A 24,134-nucleotide genomic window follows, 5' to 3' on the forward strand; every position below is an offset into this window, starting at 1 on the left:
CGTGTCAGACGGCCAGGATGTCGGCTTCCTTGGCCTGCACCGTTTTGTCGATCTCGGTGATCGTGCGGTCGGTCAGCTTCTGGACATCGTCCTGAGCGCGACGCTCGTCGTCCTCGGTGATGGCCTTGTCCTTGAGCAGCTTCTTCAGATGCTCGTTGGCATCGCGGCGCAGGTTGCGCACGGCCACCTTGGCGTCCTCGCCTTCGCCGCGGGCGACCTTGGTCAGCTCCTTGCGACGCTCTTCGGTCAGCGCGGGCATCGGCACGCGGATCAGATCGCCTTGCGAGGCCGGATTCAGGCCCAGATCCGACTCGCGGATGGCCTTCTCGATCTTGGAGGCCAGGCCCTTTTCCCAGGGCTGCACGCTGATCGTGCGGGCGTCGAGCAGGCTCAGGTTGGCCACCTGGCTCAGCGGCACCATGGAGCCGTAGTACTCGACATGGACCTGGTCCAGGATGCCCGGGTGGGCACGGCCGGTACGGATCTTCTGCAGCTCGTTCTTCAGGGCCTCGACCGACTTGGCCATCTTGGTCTCGGCGGTCTTCTTGATGTCAGCAATGGTCATGATCGTTCGCGTTCCGTAAATCCTCAGACGTGCACCAGGGTGCCCTCGTCCTCGCCCAGCACCACCCGCTTGAGGGCGCCCGGCTTGAAGATGGAAAAGACCTTGATCGGCAGCTTCTGGTCGCGGCACAGCGCGAAGGCGGTGGCGTCCAGCACCTGCAGGTTCTTGGAGATCGCCTCATCGAAGCTGATCTGGCTGTAGCGGGTGGCCGAAGGATCCTTCTTCGGGTCGGCGGTGTAGACGCCATCCACCTTGGTGGCCTTGAGCACCACCTGGGCGCCGATCTCGGCTCCGCGCAGGGCGGCGGCGGTGTCGGTGGTGAAGAAGGGGTTGCCGGTGCCCGCAGCAAACACGACCACCTTGCCCTCTTCGAGGTACTGCAGCGCCTTGGGCCGCACGTAGGGCTCGACCACCTGCTCGATCGAGATGGCGGACATCACGCGGGCGGTCATGCCTTCCTGGCGCATCGTGTCAGCCAGGGCCAGCGAGTTCATCACCGTGGCCAGCATGCCCATGTAGTCGGCGGTGGCGCGGTCCATGCCCACCGAGCCGCCAGCCACGCCGCGGAAGATGTTGCCACCACCGATCACCACGGCCACCTCGCAGCCCATCTCGGTGATCTCCTGCACTTCCTTGACCATGCGGACCATGGTCGCGCGGTTGATGCCGTAGGCATCGTCGCCCATCAGGGCCTCACCGGACAGTTTGAGCAGGATGCGCTTGTAGGCTGGCATGCGGGGTTCCCCAGAGCGGCGTGGATCTCGTGAATCGGCGGAAAGTGTACGCGGCGCGCTCCTGGTGAGGGTTGCAGCCGCGTACCGGTCAGGGCCTGACTTATTGGCCCTTGGCGGCGGCCACCTGGGCAGCCACTTCGGCGGCGAAGTCGTCCACCTTCTTCTCGATGCCCTCGCCCACCACATACAGGGTGAAACCCTTGACGCTGGTGTTGGCCGACTTCAGGTAGGCACCCACGGTCTGCTTGCCGTCGGAGGCCTTCACGAAGACCTGGTCCACCAGCGAGACTTCCTTCAGGTACTTCTGCACCGAACCTTCAACCATCTTGGCCACGATCTCGGCCGGCTTGCCGGATTCGGCTGCCTTGGCTTCGGCCACCGAGCGCTCGCGGGCGATCAGGTCGGCCGACACTTCGGCGGAGGTCAGGGCCACCGGCTTCATGGCGGCGATGTGCATCGCCACGTCCTTGGCAGCCACGGCATCGCCGTCGAACTCGACGACCACGCCGATGCGGGTGCCGTGCAGGTAAGTGGCCAGGGAGCCACCGTTGGCCCAGCGCTGGTAGCGGCGGAAGGACATGTTCTCGCCGATCTTGCCGATCAGGCCCTTGCGCACGTCTTCCAGGGTGGGGCCGAAGCCGTCCTGCTCGTAGGCCAGGGTGCCCAGGGCCGCGATATCGGCCGGGTTGTGCTTGGCCACCAGTTCGGCAGCGGCCTTGGCCATGGCCAGGAAGCTGTCGTTCTTGGTCACGAAGTCGGTTTCGCAGTTGACTTCGATCATCGCGCCGGTCTTGCCGTCGATGAAGGAAGCGACCACGCCTTCGGCGGTCACGCGGGCGGCGGCCTTGCCAGCCTTGGTGCCCAGCTTGACGCGCAGCAGCTCCTCGGCCTTGGTCATGTCGCCTTCGGCTTCGGTCAGGGCCTTCTTGCACTCCATCATCGGGGCATCGGTCTTGGCGCGCAGTTCAGCAACCATGCCGGCGGTAATAGCAGCCATGTTTCTCTCTCCGTGTGAGGTGGTCTTCGCAACCACCCGAGGTTCAATCAGAAATCGTTTCGGGGGTGTGAAAAAGGGGCTGTAGCAGCCCCTTGGTCACTGGCGCGATGCGCCTGCTCAGGCTTCTTCGCTGACTTCGACGAATTCGTCACCGTCGGCGGCCACGGCCTGCACCAGCTCGGTGGCGGCGTTGGCCTTGCCTTCCAGCACGGCGTCAGCCATGGCCTTGGCGTACAGGGCCACAGCCTTGGCGGAGTCGTCGTTGCCGGGGATCACGTAATCCACGCCATCGGGCGAGTGGTTGGTGTCCACCACGCCGACGACCGGGATGCCCAGCTTCTGGGCTTCCGCCACGGCGATCTTGTGGAAGCCCACGTCGATCACGAAGATGGCATCCGGCAGCGCGCCCATGTCCTGGATGCCGCCGATGTCCTTTTCCAGCTTGGTCAGCTCACGGTCGAACAGCAGCGCTTCCTTTTTGATGCGCATTTCGGCGCCAGAGTCCTTCTGGGCCTGCATGTCCTTGAGCTTCTTCAGCGAGCCCTTGACCGTCTTGAAGTTGGTCAGCATGCCACCCAGCCAACGCTGGTCAACATAGGGCATGCCGCAGCGGGCGGCTTCCAGAGCCACCACGTCACGCGCCTGACGCTTGGTGCCCACGAACAGGATGGTGCCGCGCTTGGCCGACAGCTGACGCACGAACTTCAGAGCTTCCTCGAACTTCGGCAGCGTCTTTTCGAGGTTGATGATGTGGATCTTGTTGCGATGGCCGTAAATGAACGGCGCCATCTTGGGGTTCCAGAAGCGGGTTTGGTGACCAAAGTGGACACCGGCTTCCAGCATTTCGCGCATCGAAACAGACATGGAGTACTCCAAAGGTTGGGTCTAGAAGCCCGGTCCTGATTGCCGCGCCGCAGAAAACCATCCGCAGGCCACACGCAACACCTTGAGAGACCGGGTTCGCGATTGAGGCAGCCACCACCACGGCAGCCACCTGTTCACCCCGCGGCAAACATTCGAAAAAGCGCCCAGAAGAAGGCCCTCAAAGAATTCCGCAGAGGTAAACCGCAAGATTGTAGCAGAAACTGCGACGCCGCCCCACCCGTTGGCGACAGCGACGGGAGACCGAGGAGAACCGTGTCCAAACGCAAGGCACAATGCCACTTGTCAACAACGCGATGCCGGGCGCCACGCCACCGCTGCACAGCGGTTCCAGCGTGCCTGGGGCACTGGGGGTCCCGCTCCCACCCCTGCCGCCCGCGGCTTTTCTGATGCAATCCCGGTTTCTGATCCCGTTCTCACCACAGCGCCCTCAGGGCTCAGCCGCCCGGCCACCGAGCCGCCCTCATCTCTGTTCAGACCGGAGCGCCTGACATGCACATTGGCATCGTGGGCGCCGGATTTGTCGGTGTTTGCACCGCCTTGGAGTTGTCCCTGCGCGGGCACCGGGTGGAGGTGTTTGAACGCCGCAGCGGGATCGCCGCCGAGTCGAGCTTTGCGGGCGCCGGCATCCTCTGCCCGACGGTGTTGCCCAGCCTGACCCGACACCCTCGGTGGCAGCAGCGCGCGCCGTGGAATCCCCAGGCCCGCCACCAGGCCCGCGCCCGCAAACAGCCGGATTGGCTCGCCCGTCAGCAGGTGCTGGTGCGTCTGTCCGAACTGGGCGAGCGCTGGCTGGAGCGGCTCGAAAGCGAGCACCACCTGGAGTTTGAGCAAAGGCGCGGCTGGCTGATCCTGCATTCCGATGAACGCAGCCTCAAGCTCGGCCCGGCGGATGCCGCCCACCTGGTCAGCCTGGGCCTGCCTCATCAGGTGCTTGGGCGCGAGGCGCTGAGCCAGGCCGAACCCGCGCTCGACACCGGCCGCCCCGCGGCGGGAGGGCTCTGGCTGCCCCAGGTCCGGGTGGTGAACACCCGCCAGCTGGCGCAGCTGCTCAGGCAACTGGCCCAGCAGGCTGGCGCCCTCTTCCACCTCAACACCGAGGTGGACGAAATCGACCCCCGGCACCCGACCCGACTGAGCCATGGGGCGATGGGCAGCAATCCACGGCAGGAGACCCGATTCGACGCCGTGGCGCTCTGCACCGGCACCACCTCCATGCAATGGCTGAAGACCCAGGGCCTGCGGCTGCCCCTGCGCGCCGCCCCCGGCTGCTCGGTGACCGCCCCCCTGAACCTGCCCGAGGCGATGCCGGATCCGGGACCGCAGGGGGCTGTCACGGACGCCCAGACGGGTCTGGTCCTGTCACGGCTGGGCACACGGGTGCGGATCACCGACCCGTGGGCCGAGCTGGACGCCAAGGGTCGGCCGTCCAGCCGCACACAGAGCCGGATGTACGGCGCGCTGGAGCGCTGGTTTCCGGAAGCCGGGCACGGCAATCCAGCCCAAGCCTGGCAAGGCACACGCGCAACGCTGCCTGACGACGCTCCGGTTGTGGGCCCCAGCCCCTGGCCGGGCCTGTGGTTGAACCTGGGCCACGGCGACCAGGGCAGCGCCCTGGCTGGCGGCTGTGCCCACCTGCTGGCCGACGGCCTGGAAGGGCGCCCCGCCCAGGATGGGCAGGACTTGCTGAGCTGCACGCGCTGGTGAGCGCTCGGGGGTGACAGCGCTGCTGACGCCCGCCACACTCCCGACATGGCGCTTCTCCCCGTTCTCGCACCAGCCTCAACCCAGCTGCCCCGCACAACGCTGCGTGTGCACGACACCGCGCATTCGCGGCAGATCGAGGCCAGCGCCCTGAAAAGGCAGACCGGCGCCGGTCAACTGATGGCACGGGCCGGACTGGCCGTTGCGCGCTTGGCCCTGGCCCTGGGGCAACCCCAGGGCACCTTCTGGGTGCTCTGCGGACCGGGCAACAACGGCGGCGACGGCCTGGTGGCCGCCCGGCTGCTGCACCAGCAGGGCCTGGCGGTCCGCGTGGTTCTGGCCGGCACGACGGAGCAGCAACCGCCGGACGCCCGTCAGGCATGGATCGATGCCCAAGCCGCCGGCGTTCCGTTCACGGATGAACTTCCCCCGCCCTCGCCCCCTCCGCGGGCCGTGATCGACGCCCTGCTGGGGCTCGGGCAGACCCGCCCCCTGGAGGGCCGGCTGGCCGAACTGGCCCACTGGTGCAACACCCAGGCCAGCCCGGTGCTGTCCGTGGACCTGCCCAGCGGGATGAACAGTGACACCGGGCAGGCCACCGGTGAGGTGGTGGTCCGGGCCCAGGCCACGCTGTCCCTGCTGACCCTCAAACCTGGACTGTTCACGGGCCGCGGGCGTGACCTGACCGGCGCGCTGTGGTGGGATGACCTGGGCATTCAACCCGATCCCGCCCTGCACCCGGCCTCGGCGTGGATCACAGGGCAGGAAACGGCCCTGGCCGTCTGGCCACCGAGACAGCACGCCCAGCACAAAGGCAGCTTCGGCGACCTCTGGGTGCTGGCTGGTGCGCGCGGCATGACCGGCGCCGCCTTGCTGGCGGGGCGAGCCGGCCTGGCCGGCGGTGCCGGGCGCGTCTATGTGAGTCTGCTGGACGAGAACCCACCACTGGACTGCGACCTGGTGCACCCCGAGCTGATGTTCCGTCGTCCCGCGGATTGGCAAGCGCCCGAGGTGCTCGAGAAGGCCACGGTGGTGTGCGGCTGCGGCGGCGGCCTGTCTGTGCGCCAACTGCTGCCGGAAGTGCTGAGTCGGGCACGTCGGCTGGTGCTGGACGCAGATGGCCTGAACGCCGTGGCAGCCGATCCAGGGCTGCAGCAGGCCCTGAAGGCCCGCGCCCAACACGGGCAAGCCACGGTGCTCACCCCCCACCCGCTGGAGGCCGCCCGTCTGGCCGGCTGCAGCAGTGCCGCCATCCAGGCAGATCGCATCCACCATGCCCAGGCACTGGCCAGACAGCTGGGGGCTGTGGTGCTGCTCAAGGGCTCCGGCACCGTGGTGGCGCCGCCGTCGGGTCCATGCTGGATCAACCCGACGGGACACGGTGGGCTGGCCAGCCCCGGCAGCGGCGATGTGCTGGCTGGCTGGCTGGGTGCCGCCTGGGGGGCGGCACAGGAAGCCGCCGACGACGAGATGGCGCTGGCAGGCCGGGTCGCAGCCGCCTCGGCATGGCTGCACGGCGCGGCAGCCATGCGGGCCCTGCCCGAGGCCCATGGCCCCCTCCTGGCCGGCGCACTGATCGACGCCATGGCCGGGCAGCTCGAAGCAGCCGCCATGGGACCTGACTCACGCTGAAGGCACGTGGCAGGACACAAAGGTTCCAGGGCGCCTCTCTTCAGCGACGTTTGGTGGCGTTCTTGCGCCCCGCGCCGGCAGCTCGCCCCACCTCGCCACCTTTGGCCGTCGTGGTGCCCTCGCCATTGCGGGCGCCTCGGCCGGACTTGCCCCGTGCCACCTTGGCTGCGCGCTTGTGGACGCGGTCTGCCTGTTCCAGCTCCGCCAGTTCCTCGGTGGCCTTCTTGCCACCGCCGCGCGCGGGGCTCTGACCGGATGCACTCTTGCGAGGCGCGGCACCCGGCCGCACCTCCTCGCCATCGCGCACCATCCGGAAATCGATCCGACGCCCATCCAGATCGACACGGCTGACCTGGATGCGCACCCGGGTACCGATGGCGTAGCGCACGCCGGAACGCTCGCCACGCAGCTCCTGGCGCACTTCGTCGAAGCGGAAGTACTCGCCGCCAAGTTCGGTGATGTGGACCAGGCCCTCGACGTAGAGCGCGTCCAGCGTCACAAAGACGCCGAAGCTGGTGACTGCCGTCACCGAGCCACTGAACTCTTCGCCCAGACGCTCGCGCATGTAGCGGCACTTGAGCCAGGCCTCCACGTCGCGGGACGCCTCGTCCGCCCGCCGCTCATTGGTGCTGCAGTGCAGACCCGCCGCCTCCCAGCGCTCAGTCTCCGCCATCTGGACCTTGGTGGGCCTGCCGTTCTTGCGTGTCGGCGCCGGCCCATGCTCCCCCTTGCCCAGGTGGTAGTGCTTGCCCGCCAGAATTGCCTTGAGCACCCGGTGCACCAGCAAGTCGGGATAGCGGCGGATCGGGCTGGTGAAGTGGGCATAGGCCTCGTAGGCCAGCCCGAAGTGGCCGCTGTTGACCGGGGTGTAAAGCGCCTGCTGCATGGTCCGCAGCAACATGGTGTGGATCTGCGCGGCATCCACCCGATCCTTGGTGGCCTCGGCGATGGCCTGGAACTCCGCTGGCGTGGGTTCCTCACTCAGGGACAGGCCGATGCCCTGCGCCTTCAGGTAGTTCTGAAGGGCCAGCCGCTTCTCGGGCGTGGGGCCCTCGTGCACCCGGAACAGGCAGGGGTGCTGGTGCACATTGATGAAGTCCGCCGCGCAGACATTGGCCGCCAGCATGGCCTCTTCGATCAACCGATGGGCATCGTTGCGCACCCGGGGCACGATCTTTTCGATGCGGCCGTTCTCGTCGCAGACGATCTGCGTCTCCGTGGTGTCGAAATCGACCGCACCGCGACGCTCGCGGGACTTGAGCAGTGCCCGATAAACCTCGTGGAGCTGCAGCAAATGCGGCAGCAGTGCGGCGCGTCGGGTGGCCTCTGGGCCACGGGTGTTGCTCAAGGCCGCCGCCACCTCGGTATAGGTGAGCCGAGCATGCGAGCAGATCACCCCCGGGTAGAACTGGTAGGCCGTCACCTCGCCCAGGTCGCTGACCACCATGTCGCAGACCATGGTCAGCCGGTCGACTTCGGGATTGAGTGAACACAAGCCGTTGGAGAGCTTCTCCGGCAGCATCGGGATGACCCGGCGCGGGAAGTACACCGAGGTCGCGCGCTCGTAGGCATCGCGGTCCAGCGGCTCGCCCGGCGTGACGTAGTGCGACACGTCGGCGATGGCCACCAGCAGACGCCAACCCTTGACCGCGGCGGCCCCGCGACCGCTGGCAAAGGGTTCGCAGAACACCGCGTCATCGAAGTCGCGCGCATCTTCCCCGTCGATGGTGACAAAGGGAACGTCCCGCAGATCCACCCGCTGCTTCAGATCCGCAGACTTGAGCTTCTCGGGCAGGGCGGCCGCCTGGGACAGGGTTTCTGGCGAGAATCGGTGCGGCACCTCGTACTTGCGCACCGCGATCTCGATCTCCATGCCCGGGTCGTCGATCTCGCCCAGCACCTCGCTGACCCGGCCCACGGGCTGCGAGTACATCGAAGCCGGCTCGGTGAGTTCCACCGCCACCACCTGGCCCACGGAGGCATTGGCGATGCCGTTCTTCGGGATCAGGATGTCCTGCCCGTAACGCCGGTCCTCAGGGGCCACCAGCCAGACACCGTTCTCGAGCAGCAGGCGACCGATGATCGGTACCTTGCGACGTTCAAGGATGTCGACCACACGCCCTTCGGGCCGCCCTTTGCGATCCAGCCGCTGGATGCGCACCCGCACGCGGTCCCGGTGCAGCACCGCCCTCATCTCCTGGGGAGACAGGTAGATGTCCCCCTCCCCATCGTCACGGCGCACGAAGCCGTGACCATCGCGGTGGCCCATCACCACCCCTTCGACATCCCCCAGCGAAGCGCTGGCCGCTGTCGAAGCACTTGTGTTCTGCTTTGTTTTAATGGTAAAGTCCTATCTTTCGCTTTCGGAGCGACTCAACACGAGTCACCCTTGAGCGGCAAAATCCTGAAATGCCCAGGTGGCGGAATTGGTAGACGCACTAGTTTCAGGTACTAGCGGGTAACTCCGTGGAGGTTCGAGTCCTCTCCTGGGCACCAAGAATAACGAGAATTTCTCGGAAATTCTTCTTCGAAGGCTGGCACGTTGTGCCGGCCTTTTTGTTTTGGGCTGCCGAGACCGGGTCGTTGTGGTGTTTCCCACACGGCACCCGATCATGCCCAGCCCCGCACCGTGCGCGGGCTGGGTCGGTCATGCGGTCAGATCGCGTGCTTGCGCTCCAAACCTTCGGGACGCAACGAGTCGTACTCCTCGAAAGGCTGATGGATCCAGGGGCTGGTGACCAGCTCCTCGACGAAGTAGTCGGGCTTGTAGGTCGACACGGCCTTGGTCCACAGCACCGCCGAGCGCAGCTCGGCGATCTGCGGCATGCCGCGCAGGCGCTCCACGACCGCCTTGAGGGTTTCGCCGGAATCGGCCAGATCGTCCACCAGCAGCACGCGGCCGGCCAGTTCACCCTTGGGCATGGTGATGTACTTGGCCATGTCCAGACGCCCCTGGATCGTGCCGGCTTCGGCCCGGTAGGAACTGGTCGACATGATGGCCAGCGGCTTGTCGAACACGCGCGAGAGCACATCGCCCGGCCGCATGCCGCCACGTGCCAGGCACAGAATCTGGTCGAACTGCCAGCCAGAGTGGTGCACCTTCAGAGCCAGCCGCTCGGTGAGCAGGTGGTACTCGTCCCAGGACACGTAAAGATGCTTGCCGTCGTCGGTGAGCATGGGTTCTCCAATCAGTCGGTGTGCGTGTGGCGCAGGGGTTCCGCGTTCAGCCCTGGTAGGGGTGGCGCAGCAGGATGGTGTGGTCGCGATCGGGGCCGGTGGAGACCATGTCGATCGGTGCGCCGATGAAGGCCTGGACGCGCTCCAGGTAGCGGCGCGCGTTGACGGGCAGGTCGTCCCAGCGGGTCAGGCCAAAGGTGCTGCCTTCCCAGCCCGGGAAGGTCTCGTACACCGGTTCGCAGGCGGCGATGTCGTCGGCATCCAGCGGCAGGATGTCCACGTCCTGCCCGTGCAGACGGTAGCCCGTGCAGACCTGGATCTCCTTGAGGCCGTCCAGCACGTCGAGCTTGGTGATGCACAGGCCGGAGATGCCGTTGATGATGATGGCGCGCTTGAGCGCGGCCGCATCCAGCCAGCCGCAGCGACGGGCGCGGCCGGTCACGGTACCGCGCTCCTGGCCGACGGTGGACAGGTGGTGGCCCACCGTGCCCTCGGCGTTGATGTCCAGTTCGGTCGGGAAAGGCCCCGAGCCCACGCGCGTCGTGTAGGCCTTGGTGATGCCCAGGATGTACTGCAGCATCTGCGGGCCTAGGCCCGAACCTGCGGCCGCATTGCCGGCCACACAGTTGCTGGAGGTCACGTAGGGGTAGGTGCCATGGTCGATGTCCAGCAGCGTGCCCTGCGCACCCTCGAACAGCAGGTTCTGGCCCGCCAGATGGGCCTTGTGCAGCGCGTAGCCCACATCGGCCATCATCGGACGCAGCTGTTCACCCATGGCCATGGCCTGGTCGAAGATCGGCTGGAATTCCAGCGCCTCGGCCTTCAGGTAGCCCTGGAGCATGAAGTTGTGCATGTCCAGCAGTTCGCGCAGCTTGACCGCGAAGCGCTCGGGGTGCTTCAGGTCCTGCACGCGCAGGGCGCGGCGGGCCACCTTGTCCTCATAGGAGGGGCCGATGCCCTTGCAGGTGGTGCCGATCTTGCCGGCACCGCTGTTCTCGCGCAGCGCCTCGCGCGCCTTGTCGACGGCCACGTGGAAAGGCAGGATCAGCGGGCAGGACTCGCTGATGTACAGGCGCGAACGCACCTCCAGCCCCACCTTCTCCAGGCGCTCGATCTCGCTGAGCAGGTGGGTCGGGTCGACCACCACTCCGTTGCCGATGTAGCAGGCCACGCCCTCGCGCATGATGCCCGAGGGGATCAGCTGCAGTGCAGTCTTCACGCCCTTGATGACCAGGGTGTGGCCGGCATTGTGGCCACCCTGGAAACGCACCACGCCCTGCGCGTGGTCCGTCAGCCAGTCCACAACCTTGCCCTTGCCCTCGTCACCCCATTGGGTCCCGACGACCACGACGTTGCGCCCGCGCGCAGAAGTATTGCCTTGTTGCATGGCGTTCCAGCGATTCAATGAAAACAGTAGGGGGTGGGTACAGCGCTCAGAGCGCCCGCACCAGCCAGTGGCCGTCGACCTGGGTCAATTCCCGGTCGCAATCAAATTCCTCGGTCTCCTGCTCGTGTCCGGGCAGGATGCAGACCACGGTCTCGCCCTGGCTGCGCAGCGTCCGGATCATCGAGCGAAGCCCGTCGTCCTCGGCCCAGGGCGCACGAATGGCAGCCCGGGCCGGGCCCGCAGGCACCAGGGCCGCCAGGTTCTTCAGGTCGATCACGCTGAAGCCCACGGCCGGACGGTTGCGACCGAACACGGCGCCGATTTCGTCGTAGCGACCTCCACGCGCCAGCGCGTCGGCCGAACCGCCGCCGTAGATGGCGAAGCGAACACCGCTGTAGTAGGCGTAGCCGCTCATGTCGGAGAGGTCGAAACCAATCTGCACCTCGGGGTAGGCCCGGCGCAGATGACCTGTCAGCCAAGCCAGATCGGCCAGCGCCGCCTGAATGGGGCTGCGTGCAGGCAGCAGGCGCCCTGCACTCTCCAGCACCTCCTCGCCGCCGTACAGATCCAGCAGGGCCACCAGCCCTTCCCGGGTCTCAGCGGGGCAGCGCGCAGCCATTGCGCGCACCGTGCTGCCATCCTTGGCGGTCAAGGCAGCCACCAACTCGGTCAGGGCTTCGCCATCCAGCAGGGCACCGGCCAGCACGGAACGGACGATGCGCGCATCGCCCAAGTCGATGGTCAGTTGCGGCACACCGGCCGCCTGCAGCCCGCCCAGCGCCAGTTCCTGCACCTCCAACTCGGCCTCCAATCCGGCGTGACCGAAGATCTCGGCGCCGAACTGCAATTGCTCACGGGTCGAATACAGGCCCGAAGGACGGGTGTGCAGCACCGGGCCGCAGTAGCACAGACGGGTCACGCCCTCACGGTTGAGCAGGTGAGCGTCAATGCGGGCCGCCTGAGGCGTGGTGTCGGCACGCAAGCCCAGCGTGCGGCCACTGAGCTGGTCGACCAGCTTGAATGTCTTGAGACTGAGCTCCCGGCCCGTCCCAGACAGCAGGGACTCCAGATGTTCGAGCAGCGGCGGCATCACCAGCTCGAAACCGTAACCGCGCGCCAGATCCAGCCACTGGCGGCGCAACTCCTCGATGCGCCTGGCCTCCGCGGGCAGGACATCGGCAATGTGCTCTGGCAACAGCCAAGCAGAGGACATGAAATGGCACCGGGGTTAAAAGCAGCATTGTACAGACCCTGGCTACCGATGACAGCCAGGCCCGTCAGCTCACCCGCCCGCCGGCCCCCACAACCACAACAGCAGCAAACCCAGGCACAGGCTGGCGCCGCCCAGGAAGCGGATCTGGCCATCGCTGAGCTGGGCCGCACGCAGGAAGATCGCCCGCCACTGCTGTGGCCCGAGAAAGGGCAGCAGCCCTTCCATCACCAGCATCAGGCCGAATGCGGCCCAGAACAGATCCGACACGGCAGCCAGATATCCCGTCGGGACGCGCTCACTTGCGCGGCGCCGGGCCGGCCGCAGCACCGCTGCCGCGCATGGCCTTGAAGAAATCGGAACTCGGGTCGACCACCATCACGTCGCTCTTGCTGTGGAAGGTGGCGCGATAGGCTTCCAGGCTGCGGTAGAACTGCGCGAACTGCGGGTCCTTGCTGAAGGCCTCGCCGTACAGGGAGGAAGCCTGTGCATCCCCCTCGCCCTTGATCTTCTGGGCGTCCCGGTAGGCCTCGGCAACGATCACCTCGCGCTGCCGGTCAGCGTCAGCACGGATCTTCTCTCCCTCGGCCTGCCCTTGCGAGCGGAGCTCATTGGCCACCTGCTTGCGCTCGGACTCCATGCGACGGTAGACCGAATCGGTGATGTTGGCCACGAAATCCACGCGCTTGATCCGCACGTCCAGGATCTCGATGCCGAACGAAGCGGCCTCGTCGGCCAGTCGCTTCCTCACGTCGGTCATGACCTTTTCGCGCTCGGTGGCCAGCACGCCGCCGACCGTTCGCTTGGTCACTTCCTCGTTGAAGGCCGCCTGCACCACCGGGCTCAGCCGGTTCTCCAGCACCCGGATGTCGGTGCCGTTGTTGCGGATGAACTGGCGCGGCTCGCGGATGCGCCACTTGACCAGCCAATCGATGATCAGACTCTTCTTCTCAGCGGTGAAGATCGGGCGGTTCTCCGGGCTGTCCAGCGTCTGGATGCGGCGATCCAGGAAGACCACGTTCTGGAACAGCGGCAGCTTGAACTTCAGCCCCGGCTCGGTGATGACTTCCTTGATCTCGCCCAGCATGTAGACCACCGCCACCTTGCGTTGATCCACCACGAACATCGTCGAGGCAGCCACCATCAGGGCCACCAGGACGCCTCCCACCAGCAATGCAATGCGGTTCATCGTGTTCTCGTCCCGTTCAGGGTTCAGCGGGTTTCACGGTCTCGGGTGCGCGCGCTGTCGCGGCTGCGCGAGTCGACGCTGCCGTTCGACGTGTCCGGCAGGGACACCGCCGGCGGATTGGTGGCAGCCGCCCCCGTGGCCGGCGCCTGCGCAGCGGCCCCCGACTGCTGCATCAGCTTGTCCAGGGGCAGATACAGCAGGGGCGACGAGGAGCGGGTATCGACCAGCACCTTGCTGACGTTGGAATAGACCTCACGCATGGTGTCGGTGTAGAGGCGATCCCGGGTGACGGCAGGAGCCTTCTGGTACTCGCGGTACACCGACAGGAAGCGCTGGGAATCCCCTTCAGCCTGGGCGACCACGCGGGATTTGTAGCCCTGCGCTTCCTCGGCCAGCCGAGCGGCCGTGCCCTGCGCCTTCGGGATGACGTCACTCGCGTAGGCCTGACCCTCGTTCTTGAAGCGATCCCGGTCGGCCCCGGCCTTCACGGCATCGTCGAAGGCCGCCTGCACCTGTTCGGGCACCTGTACGTTCTGCAGGTTCACGTTCTTGATGCTCACGCCGGCATTCAAGCGATCGAGTTGGTTCTGAATGGACTGGACCAGCTCGGCCGCGATCGCATCCCGACGCTCGTACAGCACGCCGTCGACCTTGCTGCGCCCAACGATCTCGCGCACCGCGGACTCGGCCGCCTGCACCACCGCCTGCTCGGTGTCCCGGTTCTCAAACAAGAAGGCACGGGCATCCTTGAGTGTGTACTGCACCGTGAAGCGGATGTCGACGATGTTCTCGTCCTGGGTCAGCATCGACGAATCGCGCAAGCCGGTGGCTGGCACGACGCCGGTGCCGCCCACCTCGACCGAACGCAACTGCGTCACTGGCACGATCTCATGGGCCTGGAAGGGATAGGGCAGCCGCCACTGGAAACCGGCGCCCAGGGTTGTGCTGTAGCGGCCGAAGGTCGTGATCACGGCCTGGTGGCCTTCCTGCACGATGAAGGCGCCGCTGCCCAGCCAGATGAGCGCCACCACGCCGACAATCAGGACCACGCCCTTGCCTGCACTTTTCATGTCGGGCTGGAAGTTGCCCGAACCACCCCCTTCGGGAGCGGAGGGCCCCGAGGGCTTGCCACCGAACAAGCCGGAGAGCTTGCGGTTGAAGTCACGCCAAAGTTCATCCAGGTCCGGCGGACCCTCGTTGCGTCCGTTGTTGAGGACCACCGTCGCCCCGCGCAGCCGCCCCCAACCGCCCTGCAACAGATCTCGGGCGGCCAGCGCCAGCGCGTTGAAACGCTGCGGCCAGGAAGGAGGTGCCAGGGTGTGGTCTCGCATGGTCATGCCAGTTTGAAATCGTGGTTTCAATGATAGTCAGCCGGAGGCCGCGGCGCGCCAGCGGGGCTGCCGTCGGGCAACAGATGCACCGTGCCAGCGTCCTCCTGATCGGGGATGGGCGCGGCATGCTCGGCGATGATCTGCCGCAGCACGTCCAGCCCCTCGCCGGTGAGGGCGCTGACGAAGACCCGGGGCACGCGACGCCCTGCCCCCAGTTCGAGCTCATCGCGCAGGACGCGGGGCCGCTGCCCCGCCTCGATCGCATCGAGCTTGTTGTAGACCAGGATCTGGGGGACCGATTCAGCGCCGATTTCCTCCAGCACCCGCTCCACCTCAATCTGCTGCTCGTGCAGCAAGGGGCTCGAAGCATCGATGACGTGCAGCAGCAGGTCGGCGTCGGCCGCCTCCTGCAGAGTGGCCCGGAAGGCCTCCACCAGCTTGTGAGGCAGATCGCGGATGAAGCCCACGGTGTCCGACAGCGACACGGAGCGCCCAGCTTCGCCCAGGTAGAGCGAACGGGTGGTGGTGTCCAGTGTGGCAAAGAGCTGGTTGGCCGCGTAGGCGCGGGCCTTGACCAGTGCATTGAACAGCGTGGACTTGCCCGCATTGGTGTAGCCCACCAGAGACACCCGGAAGGTCCCGCTGCGCTCGCGCGCTCGCCGCTGCGTGCCGCGTTGCCGCTTGACCTTCTCGAGCCGCAGCTTCACCTGCTTGATGCGGTCCCCAATCATCCGGCGGTCCAGCTCGATCTGGGCCTCACCCGGGCCACCACGTGTGCCGATGCCGCCCTGCTGCCGCTCCAGGTGGGTCCATCGTCGAACCAGCCGGGTGGCGATGTACTGCAGACGAGCCAGCTCCACCTGCAGCTTGCCTTCGTGGCTCTGGGCACGCGCGGCAAAGATCTCGAGGATCAGGGCCGTGCGGTCCGACACGGGCACGCCCAGGTGGCGCTCCAGATTGCGTTGCTGCGCGGGCGACAGCGCCTGATCAAAGATGACACCGTGCGCGCCATGGGCCTGCACAAGCAGCTTGATCTCATCGGCCTTGCCCGACCCCACGAAGAGGGCCGGATCAGGCGACTTGCGCTTGGCCAAGACTTTGGCGACCACACAGTCACCCGCCGACTCGGCCAACAGGCCAAGTTCATCCAGCGTGGGATCAAAAGAGGAACCAGGCCCCAGATCCACGCCCACCAGCACGGCCCGGGCCTGACCCGCAGACGCGCCAGCCTCTTCCGGCACAGCGCTCACCATGGGCACACCCCGAGTCGCAGGCCCCTCGTCAGGACGGCGCTCAGGTGGCGTCGCCGGACTCGGCCGGATGGAAGTTCACCGCCCGCCCGGGCACCACCGTGGAAATGGCGTGCTTGTAGACCATCTGGGTGACGGTATTGCGGAGCAGAACGACGTACTGGTCGAAGGACTCGATATGCCCTTGCAGCTTGATGCCATTGACCAGGTAGATGGACACCGGAACATGCTCCTTGCGCAGCAGGTTCAGGAACGGGTCTTGTAGAAGTTGCCCTTTGTTGCTCACGATATGCTCCGTGTTGAAGAGAGAAGGAATGTTGGCACGTTAACACAGGCGCCGTGCCCCCACAGACCGTGGAGATTGGCGCGGCTTCCTGTGTCAGTGTTCGGATTCGTTGAAAGGGTTCCGTGAAAGCTTCATTTCAATGCGCAGTGGCGTGCCCACCAGCTTGAAATGCTCACGGAAGCGCCCTTCCAGGTAGCGCTTGTAGACGTCCGTCACGTGCTCCAGGGAATTGCCGTGGATCACGATGATGGGCGGATTCATGCCGCCCTGGTGAGCGTAGCGCAGTTTGGGGCGGAAGGTACCGCTGCGCTTGGGCTGCTGATGCTCCACCGCCTCGTGCAGCAGACGGGTCAGCACCGGAGTGGGCATCTTGCAGGTGGCCGAAGCGTGGGCATCGGAGATGGCCTTCCACAGCGGCCCCAGGCCCTGGCGCTTGAGCGCCGAGATGTTGATGATCGGCGCAAAGCGCAGGAAGGCCAGGCGCTGTTCGATCGAGCGCTCCAGCAGCTGGCGCTGGTAGCTGTCGATGGCGTCCCACTTGTTGATCGCGATGACGACGGCCCGACCGGAATCCAGCACGTAGCCGGCAATGTGGGCGTCCTGCTCGCTCACCCCCTGGGTGGCATCGATCATCAGGACCACGACGTTGGCGTCCGCGATGGCCTGCAGCGTCTTGACCACCGAGAACTTCTCGATGGCCTCGAAAACCTTGCCCTTGCGGCGCAGGCCGGCGGTGTCGATCAGCTCGAACTTCTGCCCATTGCGCTCCAGAGGCACCTTGATGGCATCCCGGGTGGTGCCCGGCATGTCGAAAGCGATCAGGCGGTCCTCGCCCAGCCAGGCATTGATGAGGGTGGACTTGCCGACGTTGGGGCGGCCTGCCACCGCCAACCGGATGGGTTTGTCCCCCTCCTCGCCGTCCAGGGCTTCCTCATCCTCCTCCGGAAAGTCCTCCAGCGCGGCCTCCAGCAGGCTGCGGATACCCTGGCCATGCGCGGCGGAGACGGGATGCGGTTCGCCCATGCCCAACTCGTGGAATTCGCCCAGCAGGGGCGATTCGCTCATGCCCTCGGCCTTGTTCACCGCCAGCAGCACCCGCTTGTTGCATTGCCGCAGATAGCGCGCGATGTCCTGGTCCTGCCCCGACAGGCCGGTGCGCACGTCGGTCACGAGGATCACCACGTCCGCCTCCGCCACGGCCTGGCGGGTCTGCTTGGCCATCTCCTTGACGATGCCGGTGGAACTGTCTGGCTCGAAGCCACCAGTGTCGATGATGATGAACTCACGCGAGCCCAGGCGACCATCACCATAGTGGCGGTCGCGGGTCAGACCGGCGAAGTCCGCAACGATGGCGTCGCGGCTCTTGGTCATCCGGTTGAACAACGTCGACTTGCCCACATTGGGGCGGCCGACCAGGGCAATAACGGGCTTCAAGACAGACCTGGCAATCAGAAAAACGGGTTACTCGGGACGGAAGGCGAACAGCCCACCATCTTCAGTGGCCACCAACAACGTGGTGTCCGACAGCGCGGGCGCAGCCACCACGGGCGAGCCATCGGTCGGCAGCCGCAGCAGGATGTCTCCGCTGCTGCGCGACAGGAAATGCACCTGGCCTTCCAGATCGGCAAAGACGACCGTGGGGCCGACCACCACTGGGGCACTGAGGCGACGATTGAGCAGGCGCTCGTTGGACCACAGGCTGACACCATCGCTGCGACGGCGCGCCGTCACCCGGTCGGCCGCATCGGTCGCGTAGACCGCATCATTGTCCGCCGCCACACCCATGCTTCCGGTGGTGTTGACGTTCCACAGCGTGCTGCCACGCTCGCCATCCACACAGCCCACGGCGGTCTGGTAGGCACGCGCACAGAACACATTGCCCACGCGGCCAGCCGGACCGACCAGGTCAGACAGGCGCTCGATCTCGTTCGTGCCACGGGGCATGGCCACCGTGGCCTCCCAGCGCACCGTGCCCTTGAGGGGATCCAGGCCCGCCAGGCGGTTGCCCTGCCCGACCAGCAGGGTGTCCTTGTAGGCGGTCAGCACCGAAGCCTGGCCCAGGGTGAGCGCATCACCCGGGCGGCGCATGACCCAAAGCAAGCGCCCGGTCGCAGCGTCGAAGGCCTGCACCGAACGGTCCACGCCCACGATGAAGACGCGCTCTCCAGCCACCAGCGGCGCGGTCACCACCTGGATACCCAGCTTGGCACGCCAGCGCTCGGTTCCTTCCTCCAGGGTCACCAGCTCATTGCCACGGGTCACCACGGACGCCCAGTGACCATCGCTGCCCACCCCTGCGCTGAGATCATCTCCCACGCGGGCACGCCACAGTTCACGACCAGACGCGGCCTCCAAGGCCACCACATGGCCACCGTCGTCCGCGGCCAAGAACTGGCCCTTGACCGACGCGATGGCCAGCGGGAAGCGGACCTTGTCCGGCAGGCTCGCATGCCATACCTGCTTGCCAGCGATCTGCGGCTTGATCTGCTGCAGCGGCGCCGGCGGCAGACGGTCCTTGGACGCGCAGCCCCCCAGCAGGGCGAGCGCCATCGCGCCCAGGGCTGCCCCGTGAATCCAGCGAGCCCCCCTCATTCAGCCGCTCCCGAGGCCGCCGGCTGAGCGCCCACAGCGGTCAGCTTGGCCTCCACCACCCGGCGGTAGTCCAGCTTCTCGCTCAGCGCGTCCCAACCCTTCTTCCAGGCAGTCACGGCCTCGGCCTGCTTGCCTTGCGCCATCAGCACGTCACCGCGCCGATCATTGACCAAGCCTGCAAATTCCGACGACTTCACCGCATCCAGTTGCTTGAACGCACCGTCGTAGTCCTTCTTGTCCAGCAGCAGCCCCGCCAGCCGCAGGTGCGCCAGACTGCGGTAGTCCTCATCGGACGCGTCCTCTGCCACCCAGCTCAGGCTGGCGACCGCGGCGTCGGCCTGGCCCTTGTCGGCCTGCACCTTGGCGACCAGCAGACCGGCCTGCTGGGCATAGGCGGTCCGACCAAAGCGGTCCTTCAGATCCTTGAAGACCCGCCCCGCCTTGTCGGCGTCGCCCGCTTGAACCGCCTGGTCCATCTCGTCGAACATGGCACTGGCCTTCACCGCCTGCTCGCGCTGCCACCAGTTCCAGCCATTCCAGCCGGCAAAGGCCACCAGCACCAGCGTCACGGTCCAGGTGATCAGATTGCCGTACTGGCCCCAGAACGCCTTGACCGCGTCAATCTGTTCCTGTTCCTGAAGATCGAGATTCGTTGCCATGAAAACAGAGGCCCGCAGAACGCGGGCGAGAGGTGAAGTTGCGCCCCGCCAGGTGACGGGGCTCCCGATTATGCTTCGGCGCCAGAGGCCCGCAGGCTGGGGCCCCAGTCGGCCAGTTCGGCCAGGGGGCGTTGGGCCTGGATTGCCCCCGCATCCCGCAGCGGCTTGACGGTCACCATGCCCTGCGCCAACTCATCGGCACCGAAGATCAGTGCATGCCGTGCGCCACTGGCATCCGCCTTCTTGAACTGGGACTTGAAGCTGCCCTGCCCGTCCTTGCCGCCCGCATGCATCTGCACCGTGACTCCCTGGCCGCGCAGGAGTTCCAGCGTCGCGATGACCTGGGGCAGCGCCGTGGCATCTGGCACCACGGCATAGACGTCTGGCACCGCGGCCGGCACGGCCGCACCGCTGTCCTCCAGCAGCGCCAGCACGCGCTCGATGCCCAGGCCCCAGCCGACGGCCGGGGCGGACTTGCCGCCGATCTGCTCGATCAGCCCGTCGTAACGCCCACCGGCGCAGACGGTACCCTGCGATCCCAGACGGTCCGTCACCCACTCGAACACGGTGAGGTTGTAGTAATCCATGCCGCGCACCAGGCGCGGGTTGACGGTGAACGACTGCCCCACGGCCGTCAAAGCAGCCTTCACGCCCTCCAGGTGGGCCAGCGAGGCCTCACCCAGGTGGTCGATCAGCTTGGGCGCCGCTTCCACCAGGGCCTGCATGGCGGGGTTCTTGGTGTCCAGAATGCGCAGCGGGTTGCTGTGCAGGCGACGCCGCGCATCCTCGTCCAGCTGGTCCGCGTGCGCCTCGAAGTAGGCGATCAACGCGGCCCGGTGGGCCAGCCGCTCGGCCGGCTGGCCGAGGCTGTTGATCTCCAGGCGCACATCGCTGAGGCCCAGCTCACGCCAGAGCGCCCGTGCCATCAGGATGACTTCGACGTCCAGATCCGGTCCGGGGAAGCCCAGGGCCTCCACACCGACCTGGTGGAACTGACGGTAGCGGCCCTTCTGGGGACGCTCGTGGCGGAACATGGCGCCAATGTAGAACAGACGCTTGGGGCCGTCGTACAGCAGAGAGTGCTCGTTGACCGCGCGCACCACACCAGCGGTGCCCTCCGGGCGCAGGGTCAGCTGATCGCCATTGAGTTTGTCCTCGAAGGAGTACATCTCCTTCTCGACGATGTCGGTCACCTCGCCCAGCCCGCGCACGAACAGCGGTGTGGGCTCCACCAGCGGCGTGCGCACATTCTGGTAGGCGTAACGCTGCATCACGCAGCGCACGGTCGCCTCGAACCATTCCCAGCGCGCCGATTCTGGCGGCAGGATGTCGTTCATGCCTTTGACGGCCTTGAGTTGTTCGCTCATGTCAGATCATGGAAAAAGGCAGATGCCGCGCCAGGGGGCATCCGCCAGGAACAGGTAGGGAGCTTGCCGTCAGGGCGCAACGGCAGCGTCGAAATGAATGGCGATCCGCGTCAATGCGCGTCGGTCGCACGCCCGTAGCGGCGCTCGATGTATTGCTCGACGAGGGCCTGGAACTCGGTGGCAATGCCTTCGCCACGCAGGGTCAACGCCTTTTCTCCGTCGATGAACACGGGGGCGGCTGGGGCCTCGCCAGTGCCGGGCAGGCTGATGCCGATGTCGGCGTGCTTGCTCTCGCCCGGGCCGTTCACGATGCAGCCCATCACCGCCACCTTCATCTGCTCGACGCCCGGATAGTGGGCCCGCCAGACCGGCATCTGCGCCCGCAGGAAGTCGTCAATCTGCTTGGCCAACTCCTGGAACACCGTGCTGGTGGTGCGGCCACAGCCCGGGCAAGCCGTCACACTGGGGTTGAAGCTGCGCAGCCCCAGGGCCTGCAGGATCTCCATGGCCACCACCACCTCCTGGGTGCGCGCCTCACCCGGCTGCGGGGTCAGGGAGACACGGATCGTGTCGCCGATGCCTTCCTGCAGCAGCACCGACAGCGCCGCCGCAGAAGCCACCGTGCCCTTGGTGCCCATACCAGCCTCGGTCAGCCCCAGGTGCAGCGCATAGTCGCAACGTCGCGCCAGCGCCCGGTAAACGGCGATCAGGTCCTGCACGCCGCTGACCTTGCAACTGATGATGATCTGGTTGGGGTCGAGGCCCACATCCTGGGCCTGGGCCGCAGACTGCAGCGCCGACTGCACCAGGGCCTCGTACATCACCTGCCGGGCCTCCCAGGGCTGAGCGCGCCGGCCGTTGGTGTCCATCAGGGTCGCCATCACTTCCTGATCCAGGCTGCCCCAGTTCACGCCGATGCGCACAGCCTTGTCGTAGCGGCAGGCCGCCTCGACCATCTGAGCGAACTGCCGGTCGCCCTTGTCACCCTTGCCCACGTTGCCCGGGTTGATGCGGTACTTGGACAGGGCTTCGGCGCAAGCGGGATGCTCGGACAGCAGCCGGTGTCCGTTGTAGTGGAAGTCGCCGACCAGCGGCACATCCACCCCCATGCGGTCCAGCTGATTGCGGATCTCCGGCACAGCCGCAGCGGCCTCGGGCGTGTTGACCGTCAGGCGCACCAGCTCGGAACCCGCGCGCGCCAGCTCCTTCACCTGGATGGCCGTGCCGATGACATCCACCGTGTCGGTGTTGGTCATCGACTGCACCCGCACGGGCGCGTCACCGCCAACGGTCACCACCCGGTCGCCCCAGACCACCCGGGCCTGACGCGAACGGCGCGGCGCCGGAGCAGCCAACGCGATGGGCTGAGACTCTTCGGTGGGCAGAACCGTGGCGGGGCGGGTTTGTTCAGTCATGTCGATGCGATCACTTGAGTTCGAGCCGTGCCACGTTGTCACGTGCCAGCGGCTTCAGGTCCACCGGGTGGCCCTGAAAGACCACCTCGGTACCCGCCACATTGCCCACCTTGATCCGCAGGGGCAAGGCCCCCTCCAGGTTGATCATCTCACCCTGGTGCAGGATGCGCCCGACCAGGGACTGTCCGGAGGCGTCCACCACCTCGACCCAGCTCGGCGCCATGGCGCGAAGCTGCACCATGCCCCGCCCGCCAGTGGGCGCCACGGCGGGCGCCGAAGCCACTGCCGGCAGCACGCCGGAAGCCCCCAGAGGGGCCCCCGCCACCGCCGCCTCGCGCACTTCCGAGGCGCTCAGCACCGGCGAAGCTGCGGACGCGGCCGCCGCGACGGGCCCACCGGTCTCGGTTGCCGACACCGCGGCACTGGCGTCCGGTGAGACAGCACTCGCTTCCGGAACCACCGCCGACGCCACGGCAGATGCGGGCAGCACGGCCTCCACCTGGGCCGCCAGCGGCCCCCACTGGAAGAAGTTGCGAGGCAGCAGGAACATGGCCAGCGCCGCCAACACCAGCACCAGCACCAGGATCAGCAAACCGCGGCGCGGCGAAGCGCCATCGGACAGCTCGCGCGCTGGCGCGCTGCCCTTGAAGCTGGCATTGATGCCCGGGCCGATGGAGCCGAGCGGCATGACCTCCACCTTCGGCAGGCGCACCAGCACCGGGTTGGGATCGATCTTGAGGGCACGGCAGGCGGCCTGGGCCAGCGCACGCACAAAGGTCGCGCCCTGCAGCTCGTCATAACGATCCGCCTCCAGTGCCTCCAGCTTGGCCGGCGGCACCTTCAACACCGCGGCCAGCGAGGCCACATGCATGCCTTGGGCCTCGCGGGCAGCGCGCAGAAGCTGCCCGGCGCTGCGGCCATTCGAAGCGCCTTCCTGTGGCCCTTCGTTGGATTCAGTCATCGAATCGACCCTTTTCGAACAGCAGGGTTTCGGATGCGTCCGGGTACCGGTTGCGCAGCTGGTTGCCCAGCAGTTGCACCTGATCGTCCCGCCCCAACTTTCTCTCAATGCGCATGGCCAGCCACAGCGTCTGGGACGTCACCAGCTCATCCACGGCATTGACCCGGCGGATATAGAAGCGTGCCCGCTCGAACTGCTGTTCGCGGTAGAGCACCTCGGTCAGGTTGACCGCCACGGCCGGGTTGGCAGGGTCCAGCTCATAGGCACGGCGCAGGGCCTGCTCGGCATCGCCCCAATGTTGGTTCCTGGCAAGGCACACCCCCCGGGCCAGCTGGCTGCGCACGATGTCCCGGTAGGAAGGCTGGGCCAGCAGCTTGGCGAACTCGGCGTCGGCCTCGTCGTACCGGCGCTTCTGGCAAAGAAACCACGCATAGTTGTGCGCCGCATCAAAATCGCGCGGATTGAGCTGCATGGCGCGCTGGAAACTGCTTTCCGCCAGATCGTTCTGGTCCATGCTGGCGTAGATCAGCCCGCGCAGGTTGTAGGCTGCGCTCGCGTCTGGCTTGGCGGCCAGCACCTTCTTGACATCGTCCAGCGCCGCCTCGTTGTTGCCGCGCCCGAAGTAGGCCGCCGCCAGTTCCATGTGGAGCTGAGCCGCACGGTCGGCCTTGGTCTGGTCCGAATCGGTCACCAGATCATTGCTCGGCGGCTGCGAAGCGCAACCTGCCACCAGCACCACGATCGCCGCAACAACACCCGCCCACGCCCTACGGCGGCAGCCCATCCAGTTCATCGG

At 66.6% G+C, this 24,134-nt stretch carries 22 protein-coding genes and 1 tRNA gene; 3 read left to right on the top strand and 20 right to left on the bottom strand.

What is annotated here, in order from left to right; translation table 11 throughout:
• Window positions 1-4 precede the first annotated feature (4 nt).
• The 4 genes from frr to rpsB all read right to left on the bottom strand — a co-directional run bounded on the left by frr (window position 5) and on the right by rpsB (window position 3,160).
• A complete protein-coding gene (gene frr, locus M0L44_RS07165; protein WP_252768969.1) occupies window positions 5-565 on the bottom strand; it encodes a ribosome recycling factor in 561 nt (186 codons plus the stop codon).
• Window positions 566-588: 23 nt separating this feature from the next.
• Window positions 589-1,299, bottom strand: a complete 711-nt coding sequence (pyrH, locus tag M0L44_RS07170) for a UMP kinase (protein WP_252768970.1) — start codon at window positions 1,297-1,299, stop codon at window positions 589-591.
• 100 nt (window positions 1,300-1,399) lie between these two features.
• Window positions 1,400-2,296 carry a translation elongation factor Ts gene (gene tsf / locus M0L44_RS07175; protein ID WP_252768971.1) on the bottom strand — a complete coding sequence of 299 codons (897 nt, stop codon included), beginning with the start codon at window positions 2,294-2,296 and terminating at the stop codon, window positions 1,400-1,402.
• Window positions 2,297-2,413: 117 nt separating this feature from the next.
• Entirely contained in the window at window positions 2,414-3,160 is a 747-nt protein-coding gene (gene rpsB / locus M0L44_RS07180) for a 30S ribosomal protein S2 (RefSeq protein WP_252768972.1), read from the bottom strand.
• Between the two features lie 510 nt (window positions 3,161-3,670).
• On the opposite strand from rpsB, the gene M0L44_RS07185 reads away from it, so the two are divergent.
• Complete coding sequence (locus tag M0L44_RS07185) at window positions 3,671-4,885, top strand: NAD(P)/FAD-dependent oxidoreductase (protein WP_252768973.1); 1,215 nt, start codon at window positions 3,671-3,673, stop codon at window positions 4,883-4,885.
• Window positions 4,886-4,930: 45 nt separating this feature from the next.
• Window positions 4,931-6,514: an NAD(P)H-hydrate dehydratase gene (locus M0L44_RS07190; RefSeq protein WP_252768974.1), complete on the top strand. Its 1,584-nt coding sequence runs from the start codon at window positions 4,931-4,933 to the stop codon at window positions 6,512-6,514.
• 40 nt (window positions 6,515-6,554) lie between these two features.
• Here M0L44_RS07190 and rnr read toward each other — a convergent pair whose 3' ends face one another.
• Complete coding sequence (gene rnr, locus M0L44_RS07195; protein WP_252769286.1) at window positions 6,555-8,807, bottom strand: ribonuclease R; 2,253 nt, start codon at window positions 8,805-8,807, stop codon at window positions 6,555-6,557.
• 118 nt (window positions 8,808-8,925) lie between these two features.
• Here rnr and M0L44_RS07200 point away from each other — a divergent pair.
• A tRNA-Leu gene (locus M0L44_RS07200) sits at window positions 8,926-9,010 on the top strand.
• Between the two features lie 159 nt (window positions 9,011-9,169).
• Here the strand turns inward: M0L44_RS07200 and M0L44_RS07205 are convergent.
• The 15 genes from M0L44_RS07205 to pilW form a co-directional block, all read right to left on the bottom strand.
• Entirely contained in the window at window positions 9,170-9,691 is a 522-nt protein-coding gene (locus M0L44_RS07205; protein ID WP_151124749.1) for a phosphoribosyltransferase, read from the bottom strand.
• 46 nt (window positions 9,692-9,737) lie between these two features.
• Window positions 9,738-11,078 (bottom strand): adenylosuccinate synthase, encoded by a 1,341-nt coding sequence (locus tag M0L44_RS07210; protein WP_252768975.1) that lies wholly within the window; start codon window positions 11,076-11,078, stop codon window positions 9,738-9,740.
• Between the two features lie 46 nt (window positions 11,079-11,124).
• The gene (locus tag M0L44_RS07215; RefSeq protein WP_252768976.1) at window positions 11,125-12,291 is read right to left on the bottom strand and encodes an ATP phosphoribosyltransferase regulatory subunit; all 1,167 of its coding nucleotides are present in this window, start codon (window positions 12,289-12,291) and stop codon (window positions 11,125-11,127) included.
• A 69-nt stretch (window positions 12,292-12,360) separates the two neighbouring features.
• Complete coding sequence (locus M0L44_RS07220) at window positions 12,361-12,558, bottom strand: DUF2065 domain-containing protein (RefSeq protein ID WP_252768977.1); 198 nt, start codon at window positions 12,556-12,558, stop codon at window positions 12,361-12,363.
• Between the two features lie 28 nt (window positions 12,559-12,586).
• Window positions 12,587-13,477, bottom strand: coding sequence for a protease modulator HflC (gene hflC / locus M0L44_RS07225; protein ID WP_252768978.1), 891 nt, complete (start codon window positions 13,475-13,477; stop codon window positions 12,587-12,589).
• Window positions 13,478-13,500: 23 nt separating this feature from the next.
• Complete coding sequence (gene hflK / locus M0L44_RS07230; RefSeq protein ID WP_435526394.1) at window positions 13,501-14,808, bottom strand: FtsH protease activity modulator HflK; 1,308 nt, start codon at window positions 14,806-14,808, stop codon at window positions 13,501-13,503.
• A gap of 26 nt (window positions 14,809-14,834) precedes the next feature.
• On the bottom strand, window positions 14,835-16,061 hold the full coding sequence (gene hflX / locus M0L44_RS07235; RefSeq protein WP_252768980.1) for a GTPase HflX: 1,227 nt from the start codon (window positions 16,059-16,061) through the stop codon (window positions 14,835-14,837).
• A 40-nt stretch (window positions 16,062-16,101) separates the two neighbouring features.
• Window positions 16,102-16,344 (bottom strand): RNA chaperone Hfq, encoded by a 243-nt coding sequence (hfq, locus tag M0L44_RS07240; protein ID WP_252768981.1) that lies wholly within the window; start codon window positions 16,342-16,344, stop codon window positions 16,102-16,104.
• 93 nt (window positions 16,345-16,437) lie between these two features.
• Window positions 16,438-17,778 (bottom strand): ribosome biogenesis GTPase Der, encoded by a 1,341-nt coding sequence (gene der / locus M0L44_RS07245; protein ID WP_252768982.1) that lies wholly within the window; start codon window positions 17,776-17,778, stop codon window positions 16,438-16,440.
• A 27-nt stretch (window positions 17,779-17,805) separates the two neighbouring features.
• Window positions 17,806-18,894, bottom strand: coding sequence for an outer membrane protein assembly factor BamB (gene bamB / locus M0L44_RS07250; protein ID WP_252768983.1), 1,089 nt, complete (start codon window positions 18,892-18,894; stop codon window positions 17,806-17,808).
• Between the two features lie 38 nt (window positions 18,895-18,932).
• Window positions 18,933-19,595: a YfgM family protein gene (locus M0L44_RS07255; protein WP_252768984.1), complete on the bottom strand. Its 663-nt coding sequence runs from the start codon at window positions 19,593-19,595 to the stop codon at window positions 18,933-18,935.
• Between the two features lie 68 nt (window positions 19,596-19,663).
• Window positions 19,664-20,962, bottom strand: a complete 1,299-nt coding sequence (gene hisS / locus M0L44_RS07260) for a histidine--tRNA ligase (protein ID WP_252768985.1) — start codon at window positions 20,960-20,962, stop codon at window positions 19,664-19,666.
• Between the two features lie 110 nt (window positions 20,963-21,072).
• Window positions 21,073-22,377, bottom strand: a complete 1,305-nt coding sequence (gene ispG, locus M0L44_RS07265) for a flavodoxin-dependent (E)-4-hydroxy-3-methylbut-2-enyl-diphosphate synthase (RefSeq protein WP_252768986.1) — start codon at window positions 22,375-22,377, stop codon at window positions 21,073-21,075.
• Between the two features lie 10 nt (window positions 22,378-22,387).
• Complete coding sequence (locus M0L44_RS07270; protein WP_252768987.1) at window positions 22,388-23,338, bottom strand: helix-turn-helix domain-containing protein; 951 nt, start codon at window positions 23,336-23,338, stop codon at window positions 22,388-22,390.
• Window positions 23,331-24,131: a type IV pilus biogenesis/stability protein PilW gene (gene pilW, locus M0L44_RS07275; RefSeq protein WP_252768988.1), complete on the bottom strand. Its 801-nt coding sequence runs from the start codon at window positions 24,129-24,131 to the stop codon at window positions 23,331-23,333. The genes M0L44_RS07270 and pilW overlap by 8 nt, the downstream gene beginning before the upstream one ends.
• Between the last annotated feature and the right edge of the window lie 3 nt (window positions 24,132-24,134).

Origin of the sequence: Ideonella oryzae (assembly GCF_024055665.1) — a bacterium.
GTDB classification, from domain to species: Bacteria; Pseudomonadota; Gammaproteobacteria; order Burkholderiales; family Burkholderiaceae_C; genus Ideonella; species Ideonella oryzae.